The organism is Bacillus sp. ISO11 (genome assembly GCF_003458115.1).
In the GTDB taxonomy this organism is placed as follows: Bacteria; Bacillota; Bacilli; order Bacillales; family Bacillaceae_G; genus Bacillus_A; species Bacillus_A cereus.
Map to the genome: position 1 here is coordinate 120,995 of NZ_QXCO01000007.1, position 17,161 is coordinate 138,155.

Here is a 17,161-nt window from a genome sequence, read left to right on the forward strand (position 1 = left end):
AAACATTGGAGGAATGAACATGTTAAAATCATACCGAGCTGCGCTCATTAGTTTATCAGTAGTACTTGTTTTTGTTTTATCTGGCTGCAGTAATGCAGGCACAATTGATTCACATAGTACGGGGATATGGAACCATTATTTCGTATATCCAATCTCGTATATGATTCAATTTGTTGCTCATCATATACCGGGAGCTAGCTTCGGGGTTGCTATCATTATTATGACGCTCGTTATTCGTTCAGCCATGATTCCATTAGCTGTTTCGCAATATCGCAGCCAAGCGAAAATGAAGAAAATGCAACCTGAATTGCAGAAGCTAAAGAAAAAATACGGTGATGTAAGCAAAGACCTTGAAAAACAAAAGCAGTATCAAAAAGAAATGTCAGAACTAATGAAATCAGGCGGTTGGAATCCACTTGCTGGTTGCTGGCCAATTTTTATACAAATGCCGATTTTCTCTGCTTTGTATTATGCGATTAGCAGAACGGAAGAGATTCGCACATCTTCGTTTTTATGGGTGAACCTAGGACATGCAGATCCATATCATATATTACCGATTATTGCAGCGTTAACGACATTTATTCAGATGAAAGTTTTCCAATCGAATATTACACCTGGAGAACAAGTGCAGATGCTAAAGATGCAGCAAATTATGATGCCAGCAATGATTCTATTTATGGGGTTTGCGGCGCCATCAGGACTTGTGTTGTACTGGATAACAGGTAACTTATTTACAATGACACAAACAATTGTATTAAGAAAAATAATGGAACGTGAAGAGTTACAATTACAAAAAGCATAGAGAAACACCGCTCATTACGAGCGGTGTTTTTTATTTCAATCGTTAAGGAAATTTTAAGAAACCAATATTACTATTGGCGGTGTATACGAAAGTGTACATGCTTTAGAAATATGAAGGAGGAAATTTCCTATGAAGAAGAAAACAGTTGGTTATTTAGCGATTGCAGGTGCTTTATCATTCGGAATCATTGGAGGAGTCGGTGTTCCGGCATTCGCGGCAACAAATACTCCAAAAGCTGAGCAAGCGACAAAAACAGCGAAAAAAGATTTAGATGACGCTACAAAACAAAAAGTAAAAACGATTATGGACGATACAAAGAAACAGTTACAGGAACTAGGTGTAAAGCTTCCGGAGAAAGAGAAGCGTAAAGACATGTTTGCAGGATTAGATGAACAGGCGAAAGAAAAAGCGAAGTCAATTTTAGAGCAAGAGAAATCCGGAAAACTAACACGTGAACAAGCAAAAGAGGAATTAACAAAGTTAGGCGTAAAAATGCCGGAGAAAGGTAAGCGTGGAGACATGTTTGCTAAATTAGATGAACAGGCGAAAGAGAAAGCGAAGTCGATTTTAGAGCAAAAGAAATCTGGAAAATTAACGCATGAGCAAGCAAAAGAGGAATTAACAAAGCTAGGCGTGAAAATGCCGGAGAAAGGTAAACATGGAGACATGTTTGCTAACTTAGATGAACAGGCAAAAGCAAAAGCAAAGTCAATTTTAGAGCAAAAGAAATCTGGAAAATTAACGCATGAGCAAGCAAAAGAAGAATTAACAAAATTAGGTGTGAAACTTCCAGAGAAAGAGAAGCATGAAGACATCTTTGCAGGATTAGATGAAGCAACAAAAACAAAAGCAAAAGCGATTTTAGACAATGAAAAGAAACAATTAGAGGCATTGAATGTTGATTTACCGCACCATAAGTTTTTTATGAAAAAAGATGAGAAATAATTGAATGAAGTCGTATCTTTCGTGTGGGCAACCGAAAGGTACAGGCGTGAGGGGGCTTTCTTTTGAAAGACCTCCTTTTATTGTTGGCGTTTTTTGTTGGTAAATCGATATATTTGAAAAATCGCTGATATAATTTTTACAGCTACACTGCTCCAAAGATACGAGGGAATTAGAGAAATATTACAGCTTCTGTTATAATATAAGAAGATAAATATTTCCTATGTTATATAAAAAATATATTGATTTTTTCTAACAATTCAATATAATGAACAATAACTACAAAATTCGACATCAAGAAGTGATGATGAGGACACGATCAATTTTTTACGATTCTCAGAGAGGGAAGCCTTTGGCTGTGAGCTTCCTAATACGGAAAAATAGATTACCACCTCTGAACTGCAGCAGTGAACGAGCATCTAGTAATTGCTTGCCGGCAAAAACCGTTATTTAGACTTGAGAAATTGGTGAAGTGTATTACTTTACGAATTGAAACAAGGGTGGAACCACGAATACAACACTCGTCCCTTTTTTAGGGAGGAGTGTTTTTTTATTTCATTTTTGCATCACACTAGGATTGGAAGGAGGATACGCAGCATGCATCATGATGAGAAGAACAAAATTGGTTTAACAGTAGCACTTTCTATCGTAGTAGGAACGATTATTGGATCTGGTGTGTTTATGAAACCAGGGAGCGTATTAGATTACTCGGGGAGTTCTAATATGGCCATTCTTGCTTGGGTAATTGGTGGTCTGTTGACGCTAGCAAGTGGTTTAACAGTAGCTGAAATTGGAGCGCAAATCCCGAAAAATGGTGGGTTGTATACGTATTTAGAGGAGATTTACGGAAGTTTTTGGGGATATTTATCAGGTTGGATGCAAACAATTGTTTATGGACCTGCTATTATCGGAACATTAGGTTTATACTTTAGTTCTTTAATGATTAATTTTTTCTATTTAGATAAAGTGTGGAATTTACCAATCGCAATTGGAACGGTTGTGTTCCTTGGCGTTGTAAATAGTATGGGAACAAAATACGGAGGTATCGTTCAAACAATCACGACAATTGGGAAGATGATTCCGATTGTGTTAATTGTTGTGCTAGGTTTCTGGAAAGGGAATAGCGATATTTTTAACGTAGTTGTACCGATATCGGAAAATCAAAGTATCGGTATGGCAATTTTAGCAACGTTATTTGCTTATGACGGCTGGATTTTACTTGCTTCGATTGGTGGAGAAATGAAGAATCCAACAAAGTTATTACCGAAAGCAATGACAGTAGGGATTTTAATCGTAACGGCTGCTTACGTATTAATTAACTTGGCGTTATTAAATGTATTACCAGCAGCGAAAATTGTAGACCTTGGAGAAAATGCAACAGCGACAGCTGCAGGCATGTTACTTGGAGAATATGGCGGAAAAATTATTAGTATCGGTATTATCGTTTCTATTTTCGGCTGTTTAAATGGAAAGATTTTAACGTTCCCACGTATCCCAATGTCTATGGCAGAGCGTGGACAACTTCCATTTTCTAAGTTTATTGCAAAGGAAAGTCCGAGATTTAAAACACCAGCAAATGCGATTACTGTTGAAATCATTTTAGGAATTATTTTAATGATTATTAGTGATCCAAATAAGCTATCTGAGATTTCCGTATTCATTATTTATATTTTCTATGTAATGACGTTTATTGGTGTCTTTATTTTAAGAAAACGTAATAAGAATAAAGAGCGTGCATATAGTGTACCGTTATTCCCAATCGTACCAATCGTAGCGATTTTAGGTTCGTTATTTGTAATTGGTAGTGCGATTATTAACGATCCAGTAAGTTGTTTCTTATCGATTGGAATTGTATTTACGGGACTGCCGGTGTATTGGTACTTGAATAAGAAGAAAGAAACAGAATGATGAAAAGGTAGGCGTATTATACGCCTACCTTTTTTACTGTAAAAAAATTGTACTTGCTTCCACTTTCTATTTTGGTTACTATGATGGTAGTAACCAAAATAGAAAGCGTGGGGAAAGACTTGAATTTTCGTGTTTATATTTTAGCTATCGCGGCTTTTGTAGTCGGAACGGTTGAGCTAATTATAGGAGGAACGCTCGATTTAGTTGCCAATGATTTAGGAGTATCTATTAGTGCAGCTGGTCAGCTTATAACAATATTTTCGGTAGTATTTGCTTTGTCAGGTCCAGTTTTATTAGCTTTGACAGGGAAGTTTGAAAGAAAAACATTGTATGTTGGAGCATTATCGATTTTCTTAATCGGAAATATTATTTCGGCATTTAGTGTGAATTACGGAATGCTGATGTTCTCAAGGGTTATTTGTGCGGCCAGTGGTTCATTAATTATTGCACTATCGGTAACACTTGCTTCTAGTGTAGTAGAACCGCATTTTCGTGCGCGTGCAATTGGAATCATTTTTATGGGAATTAGTGGATCACTTGTACTTGGAGTACCGCTTGGTCTTGTACTCGGAAATGCATACGGATGGCGTGCACCATTTGTATTAATTTCGGTATTAACAGTTATGGCAATTGCTTGTATTTCATTATTCTTAACGAAAGTACCACCGACATCGGTATTATCAATAAAAGAACAACTTGCTACTTTAAAAGATAAAAAAATTGTAAGTGCACAGTTAACATCATTTTTGTTTTTAACAGGGCATTTAACATTGTATGCATATTTAACACCGTTTTTAAAAGATGTCATGCATGTTGAAGCAAACTGGATTAGTGTGTTTTACTTTATTTTCGGAATCGCAGCAGTAATTGGTGGCGGATTCGGTGGCTGGCTTGCTGATAAATGGGGATCGAAGAAAAGTATTATTTCTATCATTATCGTATTTGCGTGTGCAATCTTCATACTGCCATTAATGACATTCTCATTCCCGCTCTTCATCATTATGATGGGACTTTGGAGTATGCTGAGCTGGGCGATTTCACCAGCGCAACAAAACTATTTAATTGAAATTGCACCAGAATCAGCTGGTATTCAGCAAAGTTTAAATAACTCTGCCCTTCACTTAGGGATTGCGCTCGGTTCAACAGTAGGCGGAGTTGTTATTGAAAAATCATCTGTTATATATAACGCTTGGGTAGGCGGTGGCTTTATTATATTAGCGCTGCTTTGTGCGATTTTCTCGATTACAAGAGGACGTTCTACTCAGTTTGCAAAAGAAGAATCTATCGTTTGATAGGTTCTTTTTTTTGTAAAAAATTGCAGGTTTTAGTAGATGTATGGAGAACGTTGTATATAGCGAGGTGATGGATATGTATACGAATTTTTCAATTATTGGTCTTCTAATTTCAATGCTCCCTTTGTTTCTTATTATTTTTGCACTTAGATGGGTTCGTTTCATCTATCAAAATTCAGAGAAACAAGTGGAGCAAAATGAGAAAATCATTGAGCTGTTGATTGAGATAAAGGAACAAAACGAAAAGGAGTCTAAGTGAAAAACTAGACTCCTTTTTATTATTTAATTAGTATCTTAATTTCATTAACAAACTCTTAATTTCCTCATCTTCCATAAAGAGGTCATGGTGTTTCTGGGTAATCTTTGCAAGTGCAACGTCATGATAGAAAAATTCTGTAAAGAACTTTACAAATGGTTGTGACATTGTTTTCATTGCTTGCCATGACTCTTGTTCTACGCCAGCAAATAAAATTTCACGATCGTCAACGATGAGTAGCAAGTAGCGCTCTAATGCATTAGGTTCTTCAGCTGGGATTAGAAAATGCATGTTTTCTAAGTTTGTTTCTACTTCTCCAACAATAAGGGATTCAATTTGAACACCTTGTTTTGCTTTTTGTTCTAGTAAAGGAAGATATTCTAAAAGAGTATCATTCCAAGCTGAAATGCGGATTGATTCTTTTGCACTTTCAATGAGTTCTTTACTTTGAACTCGAATAGAAGATTGCATTTTTAAGCTCCACACACGGTCATCTGTAAATGATTTTTTTGATATATTTGTTTCCAGTTCTTTAATATTTGATTGGAATTCTGTCGTTAATTTTTCAATTGCTAGCTTTAGTGGTAATGCTGTATACAATTTTTTCTTTTCTGAAACAGAATCCATTACCATTCCTTTATCGATTAGGCGTGCTAGCACTTCATATATTTTTGCTTTTGGAACACCTGAATGCTTCACAATTGTTGTAGCATCTAATGGTTCATTGCTTGATACGACAACTTCATAAGCTTGGCTTTCATATTGTGAGAAACCGAATTTTTGTAACATAGTTCCCTCCGAACGAATGAGATTATATTTTAAGGATAATGAACTATTTGTTTTTGCACAAGTGGTAGTCCGTTTTCTAATTGTATTAAGGTGAGAATTAATTTCAATTTTTTAATTTTATCTATTATACTTAATATAATGATTAATAAGATTTTAATTTAATGCGAAGGGGATGCTTTGGGGAAGATGTTAAGAAGTTTACGTTTAAAAATTGCGGTAGTGTTTTCAGTACTTATTTCTATGATGTTCGTAATATTGGGTACAGCTGTGTATCAATTACAGAAAGAAAAGGAAGTGCGTTCCTTAGACGAGTATTCTCAAAATGCGATGGATCTTGTGACAGAGCAACTTACGACATTTGTTCAAAGAACGGATGAAGATATGGGGTATTACGCGAACAGTGAGATGATTCGTAATATACTTCAAGGTGGGGTTACTCCAGAAGAGGAAGCGTTTTTAACGAAAGAGTTTGCAGAGTATAAAAAGAATCATCCTGGTATTTTAGATTTATATATTGGTACGAAAGATAAAAAAACATTAAGTGCCAATCTTGCTGAAGGTGGGCAAGTGCCAGAAGGATACGATCCAACGACAAGACCATGGTATAAAGATTCAGAGGCTGATGTAAAAAAGGTCCACTGGGGACAACCTTCTTATGAAATTGCAACAGGAAAGTTAAGTGTAGGTGTTTCTAAAGCAATTACAGCTCAAGATGGGTCTGTATTAGGCGTTGTTGCGATGGATGTATCGCTTGGGACGATTCAGAAGTTGCTTCACAATATTCAATACAATAATGATGGAGAAATGTTTATTATAAATGATAAAAATATGGCTCTTGTTTATCCAGAAAAGATAGGGAAAGATGTTTCTAAAGAGCCACTTATAAAGAGCTTAAATAAAGAGGTAACAAAATATGCGGTCACTACAATAAAAAGTGAAGATGTAGTTGTTTATAGTCAATCATTTGATACGATGAAATGGACGATAGGAATCTTTTATCCGAAAGAAACAATCGATGGGCTATTAAATAGTACGAGAAATACAGTTATTATAATGGCATGTATTAGTTTATTAGTTGGAATCGTAGCTTCCTACTTGTTCTCAAGAAGATTAGCAAGACCACTGCAACTATTAAAGAATCACGTGCAAAAAGTAGCAGAAGGCGATTTAACGCTGCGAATGAAAGTGACAAGTAAAGATGAAGTTGGAGAGTTGACTAAGCACTTTAATGATATGGTTGAACAAATGAATGAAATGGTAAGTAAAATTAAAAACAGCGTATCAACGGTGCAACAATCAACGAATAGTTTACATTACTTAACGAATGAAACAGTAGCGGCTAGTAGAGAAGTTTCAGGAGCAATGGATGATGTGAGTGGAGGAGCCTCTACTCTTGCGAATGGTGTGGATGAAGTTTCAGCTCAGCTCGAGAATATGGCGGAGTCAGTGGAACAAATGAATAGCTCCGTTGGTGAAATAAAAGGAGTGGCTGGCAAAGCGGAAGAGGCATCTAAGCAAGGATTAAATACAATGAGGAATTTAATCCGTACGAGGGGACAATCATCTTCGATTGTTGTTCATACAGAAGAAGCATCGGATAAGTTAGAACAAAGAGTTGGATCGATTCAAAATGTTGTTGAGCTTATAAAAGGCATTTCGGATCAAACAAATTTACTTGCTTTAAATGCATCGATTGAAGCTGCCCGTGCAGGTGAGCAAGGTAAGGGATTTGCGGTTGTTGCTGAAGAGGTTCGGAAATTAGCGGAACAATCAAAAGAGGCAACCGGAGAAATCACAACGATGATTGGTGATGTACAATTAGAAGTAAAAAGGGTTGTAGAAGTTGTAAGTAAATTGAAAGACATTGCAGATGTGCAAAATAAAGTGACGACAGAGGCGGAAATGGAGTTCCGCACAATTATGTCAGTCGTAAATACGATTAGTACTTCAGTTGAAAAAATTGTAGAAGAGGTACATAACATAGGTTACGAGCAAGGGGAAATTACAGAGGTAATGCATACAATTGCTGGTACGAGTCAAGAAAGTGCAGCTGTTTCTGAAGAGGTACATGCTGCAACGGAATCACAGGTGAATCATTTAGAAAAGGTAGCTCACACGATGGAAAGTTTGACAGAACATATGAGAGATTTAGAAAGATTAGTCGAGCAGTTTAAAGTGGAAGAGTAACATATTAGTAAAATGATGAGGATTTCGGTAAAATAGACAATGGATATATAAGAAACGATTATAGGAGGAAGACTACTATGGCAATTGTTGATGTATCGATTATTCCAGTAGGAACAGGTAATCCAAGTGTTAGTGAATATGTAGCAGAAGTACAAAAGGTGCTAGAGAAAAATGCGGATCGCGTGAAGTATCAATTAACACCGATGAATACAATTATTGAAGGAGATCTTCCTGTCATTCTAGAAGTAATTCAACAAATGCATGAAGTTCCATATACGAAAGGTGCACAGCGTGTTGCAACAACAATTCGTATTGATGATCGTCGTGATAAAGTAAGCACAATGGAGAAAAAATTAAACTCTGTTCGATCAAAATTATAAAGAAAAGCAGCGATTTTCGCTGCTTTTTTCATATAGGAGGTAAATAAGATGAGTGAAAAGTTTAACGAACAATTTGACGGGTTGTTAGAGAAATACACGGAACTGTTACTTGGAGAGAGCAATGAAGAGAGAAAAGAACAGGTACAGAAGTGGGCACTTTATTCTTACATAGCGAAGACGATGCCAGCTTTAGTGAAGCATTGGAATGAGACGTATCCCGATGCGAAAGAAGAGATGGTGCAGTTAATTACGGATATTAAAAGGCTGAATGAAGAGAAGCGAAATGAGCAATAAAAAAACTTGAGGGAAATATAATCGTAAGTTTTCTGTATTAATATCCTTATATAATTTACATGGAATATTAAGGGTTTTATAGGCATGTCGAATATTTTCGACATGCCTATTTTATGCCTAGTAAACTCCATTTTTCTAAATGTCGAAAAATATTTCAGTTATATTTATAAGCGGAAATATAGGGTTTTAAATGTTTTTATAGTATTTTATAAATTATCTAAATAATTATTTGTATCCAATAATTTTAAACAATGATATAATTTTGAAGAGGGGTAAAAAACAGATAAATCAAGTCATAGGGGTGAATTACATGGAACAATTAATGCGAAATTCGTTTCTTTTCTTATCTAAAAATAAAGCGCTAACAAAACTGGCTAAAAAGTACGGTTTACGCTTTGGTGCAGGTCGCTTTGTCGCAGGGGAGACAATTGAATTAGCGACAGCAGCTATTAAACAATTGAACAAGCAAGGACTTTGTGTAACAATCGATTATTTAGGGGAATTCGTTGATAATGAAGCGGAAGCAAATGAAATGGCTAACCAATCGATTGAAGCAATCCGTGCAATTGGAAGAGAAGGTCTTGATTCGCAGCTTTCTTTAAAGATGACTTCTATGGGATTAGATATCTCTGATGAAATCGTAATGAACAATATGCGCCGTATTTTAGAAGCGGCGAAAGAAAATGGTGTGTTCGTTACCATTGATATGGAAGACTATACACGCTGTGGTAAAACAATTGATATCTTTAAACAATTAAAATCTGAATACGATAATATTGGTACTGTTATTCAAGCTTACCTATATCGTACAGAAAAAGATATTGAAGATTTAAATGCTTATAATCCCAATTTACGTCTTGTAAAAGGTGCTTATAAAGAACCTGAAGAAGTGGCATTCCCAGACAAGAAAGATGTAGATGACAATTATAAAAAAATTATTAAAATGCACTTATTAAATGGAAATTATACTGCAATTGCTTCACATGACGAAGCGATTATTGAATATACAAAAAAACTTGCTGAAGAACACAACATTCCAAGGGATCAATTTGAATTCCAAATGTTATATGGTATTCGTAATGAGCGTCAACTTGAGCTAGTAAAAGAAGGCTACAAAATGCGAGTTTACGTACCTTATGGAAACGACTGGTATGGATATTTCATGCGTCGTCTAGCAGAGCGTCCAGCAAACGTTGCGTTCGTATTAAAAGGTATGGTTAAAAAATAACCAAGGAGAAAATACTCCTTGGTTATTTTAATTGCTGAAATGCATAATGTGCCATTTTCTTCGTATCAGGATACAGTTGCTTGCGGGTAGAAGATAATACAACATTAATGACACGTTTACCGTCTTTTTCATCCACTGTTACGACTGTATATTTGCCAAGTGCTGATAGACCGCTTTTACTTCCAATCGCATATGGATCGTCATATAGTTCTTCTCGTCCGTAGTTTGCGATGTTTGGAGAGCGTTCTGAAGTATGTAGAGTTGTACGTGTTGAATTCATATATTCTAAAACAACTGGATACTTTAATGCTTCTTTCGTAATAATAGCAATGTCATATGGCGATACTTTATTTCCAAGTGCATCAGCACCACTTGCGTTCTTGAAAGTCGCATGCTTTGTACCAAGTTCCTTCGCTCTAGCATTCATCATTTTCACAAATTCATTTTTTGATCCTGCGATATGTTCTGCAATTGATTCAGCTATTGGATCTGCACTAATGATAAGCATAAGTTTTAATGCCTCATCACGCTTTAATTTTTCTCCAGCACGAAGTTTAATTTTCTTGCTTTGACTTTCTGTTTTAATTGCGTTTTCTGTAACTGTAATTTCTTCATCTTCTTTTACATTCTCTAGTAAAAGAAGGGTTGTCATCATTTTGGCTATACTAGCCGGATAAGAGCGTTCGTCTTCACGTTTCCCATACAAAATTTCACCTGTGTCTGCATCGATTGTAACTCCGTATTGCCCAGTAATATTAGGTTGATCAGCTCTTACAGATTGTTGCCTTTGTGCATAAGAGAAGAAAATCATCCCTGTAAATAGTGTAGCAATCATTACAATCATAACTATTGTTCGTTTCATTATAATTCCCTCATTTGTTACAAATAAATTGGGCAGAAAAAGCAGCCATTAATCATTATGCCACGTTCTCTGCCCAAAAATATAGCGTTATTTTTCGCCCATATTATGCTTTTTATATTGTTGGTTATTACCTTGACGTCCTTTTTCCACGCCGTGGTTATGCGGACCTGCATTTCCAGTTACACTAGCTGCACTAATTCCAGCCTTTGAAGGGTTCTTCTTAAGTTTTGCCATATATATTCCTCCAGTTTCGTCAGATTATAAAAAGGGAAAGTGTATTTTAGTGAAGAAAATACATATATAGCATGGCCAAATGAAAGAAAAATATTTATTTCAGAAAATTTTATCAATAAATATATTGCGAAAATTTAAACAGTATCATATATTTATTAGTAGAGGCTCACTCATTGATTGCGACTTATGTCGAAAAATTGAATGAGCATTCATTCAAGAATAGGGGGAGAATTGGATGTTCCAAATTAAAAAGGCTGCTGTTCTAGGTTCAGGCGTAATGGGTTCGGGAATTGCGGCACACTTAGCTAATATTGGTATTCCGACATTATTGCTTGATATTGTACCACCTGCGCTTACGAAAGAAGAAGAAGCGAAGGGACTTACATTAGAACATAAAAGTGTGAGAAATCGTTTTAGTAATACGGCTGTGCAAAAACTATTAAAGCAAAAACCAGCTCCTCTGACAGTGAAAGGAAATCTAGCACTGATTGAAGCAGGTAACTTAGAAGATGATCTTGAGCGTCTAGCTGATGTAGATTGGATTATTGAAGTAGTAGTTGAAAACTTAGATATTAAAAAGAAATTATTTGAAAAAGTAGACGCTGTTCGTAAACCGGGCTCAATTGTAAGCTCGAATACGTCAGGCATTTCAGTTGAAAAAATGGCAGAAGGTCGTTCAGACGACTTCCAGAAACACTTCTTAGGCACACACTTTTTTAACCCACCACGATATTTAAAACTTCTAGAGGTAATACCGACGAAAGAAACAGATCCACAAGTATTAAGCTTCATGAAACTATTTGGCGAAGACGTTCTTGGAAAAGGCGTTGTTATCGCAAAAGATACACCAAACTTTATTGGAAACCGCATCGGTACGTACGGTTTACTTGTTACTCTTCAAGAGATGGTAAAACGCGGCTATAGCATTGGGGAAGTTGATTCTGTAACAGGCCCACTTATTGGTCGTCCGAAGAGCGCAACGTTCCGCACATTAGATGTTGTCGGTTTAGATACATTCGTACACGTTGCAAATAACGTATATGAAAATGTGCAAGAAGAAGAGCGTGATGTATTTAAAGTACCAGCTTTCATGCATGACATGCTTGAGAAAAAATGGCTTGGAAGTAAAACGGGGCAAGGCTTCTTCTTAAAACAAGGAAAAGAAATTTTAGAATTAAATCCTGAAACGATGGAATACGAAGCGCGTAAAAAATTAAAAGCTGCATCCGTAGAGTTAAGTAAACAAGAAAAAGGATTAGCGAATAAATTGAAAGCGCTTGTATACGCGAAAGACCGTGCAGGAGAGTTATTATGGAACATCATTACACCAACTCTTTTATACTCTGCAAAACTGCATAAAGAAATTGCTGACGATATCGTTGCAATTGACCAAGCGATGAAGTGGGGCTTCGGCTGGGAGCAAGGACCGTTTGAAGTTTGGGATGCAATCGGCGTTGAAAAATCTGTTCAAAAGATGGAAGAAAACGGCGTAGTCGTTCCTACTTGGGTGAAAGAAATGTTAGAGAAAGGTTTCACTACTTTCTATAAACATGATAACGGCGATAGCTACTATTACGATAATGGCGAATATAAGCTAATCGAACGTAATAAAAAAGCAATTTCTCTTAAGCAATTAAAAGCGAAAAATGGTGTATTAAAGAAAAATAGCGGAGCGAGCTTAATTGATTTAGGCGACGGCATCCTTTGCTTAGAGTTCCATTCGAAGAGTAATGCAATCGGTATGGATATTACGCAAATGATTAACTACGCTGTTGATGAAGTAGAAAAGAATTATAAAGGTCTTGTTATCGGTAACCAATCGAAGAACTTCTGCGTTGGTGCGAACCTAGCAATGATCTTAATGGAAGCACAAGACGACAACTACTTTGAAATTGAGTGGGTTGTGAAAAACTTCCAAGATGCAATGACGAAAATTAAGTACTCTTCTAAGCCAGTTGTAGCAGCACCATACGGTATGACGCTTGGCGGAGGTACAGAAGTTTGCTTACCAGCAGCGAGCATTCAAGCTTCTAGTGAAACGTATATGGGCTTAGTAGAAGTTGGTGTTGGCTTAATCCCTGGCGGAGGCGGTAATAAAGAGCTATACATTAAACACTTAAACAAAATGGCAAACGGTGTAGAGTTTGATCTGCAAAAAGTTGCAAATAAAGTGTTCGAAACAGTCGCAATGGCGAAAGTTTCAACTTCAGGACAAGAAGCAGTTTCTCATAACTTCTTAGGTGATAAAGATGGTATTAGTGTGAATGGTGATCACTTACTATACGATGCGAAACAGAAAGCACTTGCTTTATATGAAGCTGGTTATAAAGCGCCGATCCGTAAAAAGATACCAGTTGTTGGGGAAACAGGATATGCAACTCTTGCACTTGGTGCTGAAGCAATGCATTTATCTGGTTACATTTCAGAGTACGATCTTCACATTGCTAAGAAACTTGCATATGTCATTGCGGGCGGAAAAGTGCCGTACGGAACAGAAGTTGATGAGCAATATTTATTAGATGTAGAACGTGAAGCATTTATTAGCTTAGTAAGTGAGATGAAATCACAAGCAAGAATGCAGCACATGCTTGTAAAAGGAAAGCCATTACGTAACTAATAACGAGGGGAGATATCGTTCATGAGAGAAGCTGTCATTGTTGCGGGAGCAAGAACACCAATTGGAAAAGCAAAGAGGGGTTCATTAAAAACAGTTCGTCCTGACGATCTAGGGGCGTTAGTAGTAAAGGAAACGTTAAAGCGTGCAAATTATGAAGGACCAATCGATGATTTAATTTTCGGTTGTGCGATGCCAGAAGCAGAGCAAGGTTTAAATATGGCTCGTAATATCGGCGGATTAGCAGGACTTTCTTACGATGTTCCAGCTATTACGATTAACCGTTACTGTTCTTCAGGTTTACAAAGTATCGCTTACGGAGCTGAGCGTATTATGCTTGGTCACTCTGAAGCTGTATTATCAGGCGGAGCAGAATCAATGAGTTTAGTTCCAATGATGGGACACGTTGTTCGTCCGAATAGTCGCCTTGTAGAAGCGGCTCCAGAATATTATATGGGTATGGGACATACAGCAGAGCAAGTTGCTGTGAAATATGGAATTTCTCGTGAAGAGCAAGATGCATTTGCAGTAAGAAGCCATCAACGTGCTGCGAAAGCATTAGCGGCAGGAAACTTTGCTGATGAAACAGTACCTGTAGATGTGACGTTACGCTCGGTTGGATCAAACAATAAACTTCAAGAAGAAACAATCACTTTCGCACAAGACGAAGGTGTAAGAGCAGAGACGACGCTAGACATTTTAGGTAAATTACGTCCAGCATTTAACGTTCGCGGTTCTGTAACAGCTGGTAACTCTTCACAAATGAGTGATGGTGCAGCATCTGTATTATTAATGGATCGCGAAAAAGCAGTGAGCGATGGCATGAAGCCACTTGCGAAATTCCGTTCATTTGCAGTAGCTGGCGTACCACCAGAAGTAATGGGAATCGGCCCAATCGCTGCAATTCCAAAAGCGTTAAAACTAGCTGGCTTAGAGTTATCTGATATTGGCTTATTCGAACTAAATGAAGCATTTGCTTCTCAATCGATCCAAGTTATTCGTGAACTTGGTTTAGATGAAGAAAAAGTAAACGTAAACGGTGGTGCAATCGCACTTGGACATCCACTTGGCTGTACAGGAGCAAAACTAACACTATCTCTTATTCACGAAATGAAACGTCGCAACGAACAATTCGGTATCGTAACAATGTGTATCGGCGGCGGAATGGGAGCAGCGGGAGTATTTGAATTACTATAAAAAAAGTGGAAGCGGCTTGTTCAGAATGTAAGGGGGATGGAGCTTCAGACGTAGAGGCGCTCTTTGCCTCGTAGGAAGAAGCGAAGCCACCGAACATTCTAGCCGCTGGAACTGGACTATAAAAAAAGTGAAAGTGGTTTGCTCAGAACAGGAGGGCGTTGGAAGCCTTGACGAAGAGGCGCTTTTTGCCTCACAGGAAGGGGTGAAACGACCGACTGTTCTAGCCGCTGGAACTGGATTATAAAAAAATGGAAGCAACAAAGGTTTATAAAAAAAGGGAGAGCCAGCTTCTTTCAAAAAGAGAGAAGCGGCTCATGAAAATATGAAGGAGGAAATTTTCATGGAAAAAACAGTAGGAAATGCGGTTAAAGGCGGTAGCTTTTTAGTAGATGAGATTACGATTGATCAAGTGTTTACGCCAGAAGATTTTTCATCTGAGCATAAAATGATTGCTAAAACGACAGAGGACTTTATCGTAAATGAAGTTCTTCCAGAGCTTGAATATTTAGAGCAACATGAGTTTGATCGTTCAGTTCGTCTTTTAAAAGAAGCTGGAGAACTTGGTTTATTAGGCGCTGACGTACCAGAAGAGTACGGCGGAATTGGTCTTGATAAAGTAAGCTCAGCGTTAATCGCAGAGAAATTCTCTCGCGCTGGTGGTTTTGCAATTACTCACGGTGCTCACGTAGGTATCGGATCTTTACCAATCGTATTATTCGGTAACGAAGAGCAAAAGAAAAAGTATTTACCATTACTTGCAACTGGTGAAAAATTAGCTGCATACGCATTAACAGAGCCAGGTTCAGGATCTGACGCATTAGGCGCAAAAACAACTGCACGTTTAAATGCAGAAGGTACACATTATGTATTAAACGGTGAAAAACAGTGGATTACAAACTCTGCATTCGCTGACGTATTCGTTGTATATGCAAAAATCGATGGAGAGCACTTCTCAGCATTTATCGTAGAGAAAGACTACGCTGGCGTATCTACAAGCCCAGAAGAAAAGAAAATGGGTATTAAATGTTCTTCAACTCGTACGTTAATTTTAGAAGATGCGTTAGTACCGAAAGAAAACTTACTTGGTGAAATCGGTAAAGGTCATATTATCGCATTCAACATTTTAAATATCGGTCGTTATAAATTAGGTGTTGGTACAGTTGGATCTGCGAAACGTGCAGTAGAAATTTCAGCACAATATGCAAACCAACGTCAACAGTTCAAACAACCAATCGCTCGCTTCCCATTAATTCAAGAGAAACTTGCGAATATGGCAGCAAAAACATATGCAGCTGAAAGCTCTGTATATCGTACAGTAGGTTTATTCGAAAGCCGCATGAGCACATTATCTGAAGAAGAAGTAAAAGATGGTAAAGCAGTAGCAGCTTCTATCGCTGAATATGCAATCGAGTGCTCTTTAAACAAAGTATTTGGTTCTGAAGTATTAGACTATACAGTAGATGAAGGTGTTCAAATTCACGGTGGTTACGGATTTATGGCAGAATACGAGATTGAAAGAATGTACCGTGATTCTCGTATTAACCGTATTTTCGAAGGAACGAACGAAATTAACCGCCTAATCGTACCAGGTACGTTCTTACGTAAAGCGATGAAAGGTGAATTACCACTTCTTCAAAAAGCACAAAAATTACAAGAAGAGTTAATGATGATGATGCCAGAAGAAGTAGGCGATGAGCCATTAGCACTTCAAAAGTATTTAGTAACTAATGCGAAGAAAATCGGCTTAATGGTAGCTGGATTAGCGGCTCAAAAATATGGTAAAGCATTAGATAAAGAGCAAGAAATTCTTGTAAATATCGCTGACATCGTAAGCAATCTATACGCAATGGAATCAGCTGTTCTTCGTACAGAAAAAGCGATCAAAACAACTGGTCTTGAAAAGAATAAACAAAAAGTGTTATACACTGAAGTATTCTGCCAAGAAGCATTTAACGAAATCGAAGCAGATGCGAAAGAAACACTTATCGCAGTTGAAAACGGCGACATGCTGCGCATGATGTTATCATCATTACGTAAATTAACTCGCCACACACCACTTAACGTAATTCCGAAGAAACGTGAAATCGCTGCGAAAATTTTAGAAGATGAGCGTTACACAGTTTAATATCTTTAAAGAACAGTAGTCGTTTACACGGCTACTGTTCTTTTTTTTGAA

The 17,161-nt window shown here is 37.2% G+C and carries 15 protein-coding genes, 1 pseudogene and 1 other annotated feature; of the genes and pseudogenes, 13 read left to right on the forward strand and 3 right to left on the reverse strand.

The features are described from left to right. Nucleotides 1-19 precede the first annotated feature (19 nt). The 5 genes from D1166_RS09740 (at nt 20) to D1166_RS09760 (ending at nt 5,203) form a co-directional block, all read left to right on the forward strand. Entirely contained in the window at nt 20-802 is a 783-nt protein-coding gene (locus tag D1166_RS09740) for a membrane protein insertase YidC (RefSeq protein ID WP_000920519.1), read from the forward strand. A 129-nt stretch (nt 803-931) separates the two neighbouring features. Continuing rightward, the gene (locus D1166_RS09745) at nt 932-1,747 is read left to right on the forward strand and encodes a hypothetical protein (RefSeq protein ID WP_098283600.1); all 816 of its coding nucleotides are present in this window, start codon (nt 932-934) and stop codon (nt 1,745-1,747) included. A gap of 292 nt (nt 1,748-2,039) precedes the next feature. Next, nucleotides 2,040-2,276 (forward strand) — a binding site (T-box leader). A 65-nt stretch (nt 2,277-2,341) separates the two neighbouring features. Continuing rightward, on the forward strand, nt 2,342-3,652 hold the full coding sequence (locus D1166_RS09750; RefSeq protein ID WP_000546312.1) for an APC family permease: 1,311 nt from the start codon (nt 2,342-2,344) through the stop codon (nt 3,650-3,652). A gap of 107 nt (nt 3,653-3,759) precedes the next feature. Further along, complete coding sequence (locus D1166_RS09755) at nt 3,760-4,944, forward strand: MFS transporter (RefSeq protein ID WP_033697573.1); 1,185 nt, start codon at nt 3,760-3,762, stop codon at nt 4,942-4,944. A gap of 76 nt (nt 4,945-5,020) precedes the next feature. Continuing rightward, nucleotides 5,021-5,203, forward strand: a complete 183-nt coding sequence (locus tag D1166_RS09760; RefSeq protein ID WP_000288470.1) for a hypothetical protein — start codon at nt 5,021-5,023, stop codon at nt 5,201-5,203. A 27-nt stretch (nt 5,204-5,230) separates the two neighbouring features. On the opposite strand, the gene D1166_RS09765 is transcribed toward D1166_RS09760, so the two are convergent. Next, on the reverse strand, nt 5,231-5,989 hold the full coding sequence (locus D1166_RS09765) for a TrmB family transcriptional regulator (protein WP_000939480.1): 759 nt from the start codon (nt 5,987-5,989) through the stop codon (nt 5,231-5,233). Nucleotides 5,990-6,232: 243 nt separating this feature from the next. Here D1166_RS09765 and D1166_RS32305 point away from each other — a divergent pair. The 5 genes and pseudogenes from D1166_RS32305 to D1166_RS09785 form a co-directional block, all read left to right on the forward strand. Beyond that, nucleotides 6,233-7,228, forward strand: a pseudogene (locus tag D1166_RS32305) (cache domain-containing protein); the annotation flags it as partial. Nucleotides 7,229-7,351: 123 nt separating this feature from the next. Then, entirely contained in the window at nt 7,352-8,176 is an 825-nt protein-coding gene (locus D1166_RS32310) for a methyl-accepting chemotaxis protein (protein ID WP_481747869.1), read from the forward strand. Between the two features lie 77 nt (nt 8,177-8,253). Then, entirely contained in the window at nt 8,254-8,556 is a 303-nt protein-coding gene (locus D1166_RS09775) for an MTH1187 family thiamine-binding protein (RefSeq protein WP_001018860.1), read from the forward strand. Between the two features lie 48 nt (nt 8,557-8,604). Beyond that, the gene (locus tag D1166_RS09780; RefSeq protein ID WP_001290594.1) at nt 8,605-8,850 is read left to right on the forward strand and encodes a YusU family protein; all 246 of its coding nucleotides are present in this window, start codon (nt 8,605-8,607) and stop codon (nt 8,848-8,850) included. A 310-nt stretch (nt 8,851-9,160) separates the two neighbouring features. Then, complete coding sequence (locus D1166_RS09785; RefSeq protein WP_000436772.1) at nt 9,161-10,078, forward strand: proline dehydrogenase family protein; 918 nt, start codon at nt 9,161-9,163, stop codon at nt 10,076-10,078. A 22-nt stretch (nt 10,079-10,100) separates the two neighbouring features. Here the strand turns inward: D1166_RS09785 and D1166_RS09790 are convergent, their stop codons facing one another. Continuing rightward, nucleotides 10,101-10,940, reverse strand: a complete 840-nt coding sequence (locus D1166_RS09790; RefSeq protein WP_000831483.1) for a D-alanyl-D-alanine carboxypeptidase family protein — start codon at nt 10,938-10,940, stop codon at nt 10,101-10,103. Between the two features lie 87 nt (nt 10,941-11,027). Beyond that, nucleotides 11,028-11,174, reverse strand: a complete 147-nt coding sequence (locus D1166_RS09795) for a YuzL family protein (RefSeq protein WP_001096344.1) — start codon at nt 11,172-11,174, stop codon at nt 11,028-11,030. Between the two features lie 235 nt (nt 11,175-11,409). Between D1166_RS09795 and D1166_RS09800 the strand changes: the two genes are divergently transcribed. From D1166_RS09800 to D1166_RS09810, 3 genes are all read left to right on the forward strand, one after another. Then, nucleotides 11,410-13,791, forward strand: coding sequence for a 3-hydroxyacyl-CoA dehydrogenase/enoyl-CoA hydratase family protein (locus D1166_RS09800; protein ID WP_000486378.1), 2,382 nt, complete (start codon nt 11,410-11,412; stop codon nt 13,789-13,791). Between the two features lie 21 nt (nt 13,792-13,812). After that, nucleotides 13,813-14,985 (forward strand): acetyl-CoA C-acetyltransferase, encoded by a 1,173-nt coding sequence (locus tag D1166_RS09805; protein WP_001206324.1) that lies wholly within the window; start codon nt 13,813-13,815, stop codon nt 14,983-14,985. Between the two features lie 340 nt (nt 14,986-15,325). Further along, complete coding sequence (locus D1166_RS09810) at nt 15,326-17,110, forward strand: acyl-CoA dehydrogenase family protein (protein ID WP_000416291.1); 1,785 nt, start codon at nt 15,326-15,328, stop codon at nt 17,108-17,110. Nucleotides 17,111-17,161: the final 51 nt, after the last annotated feature.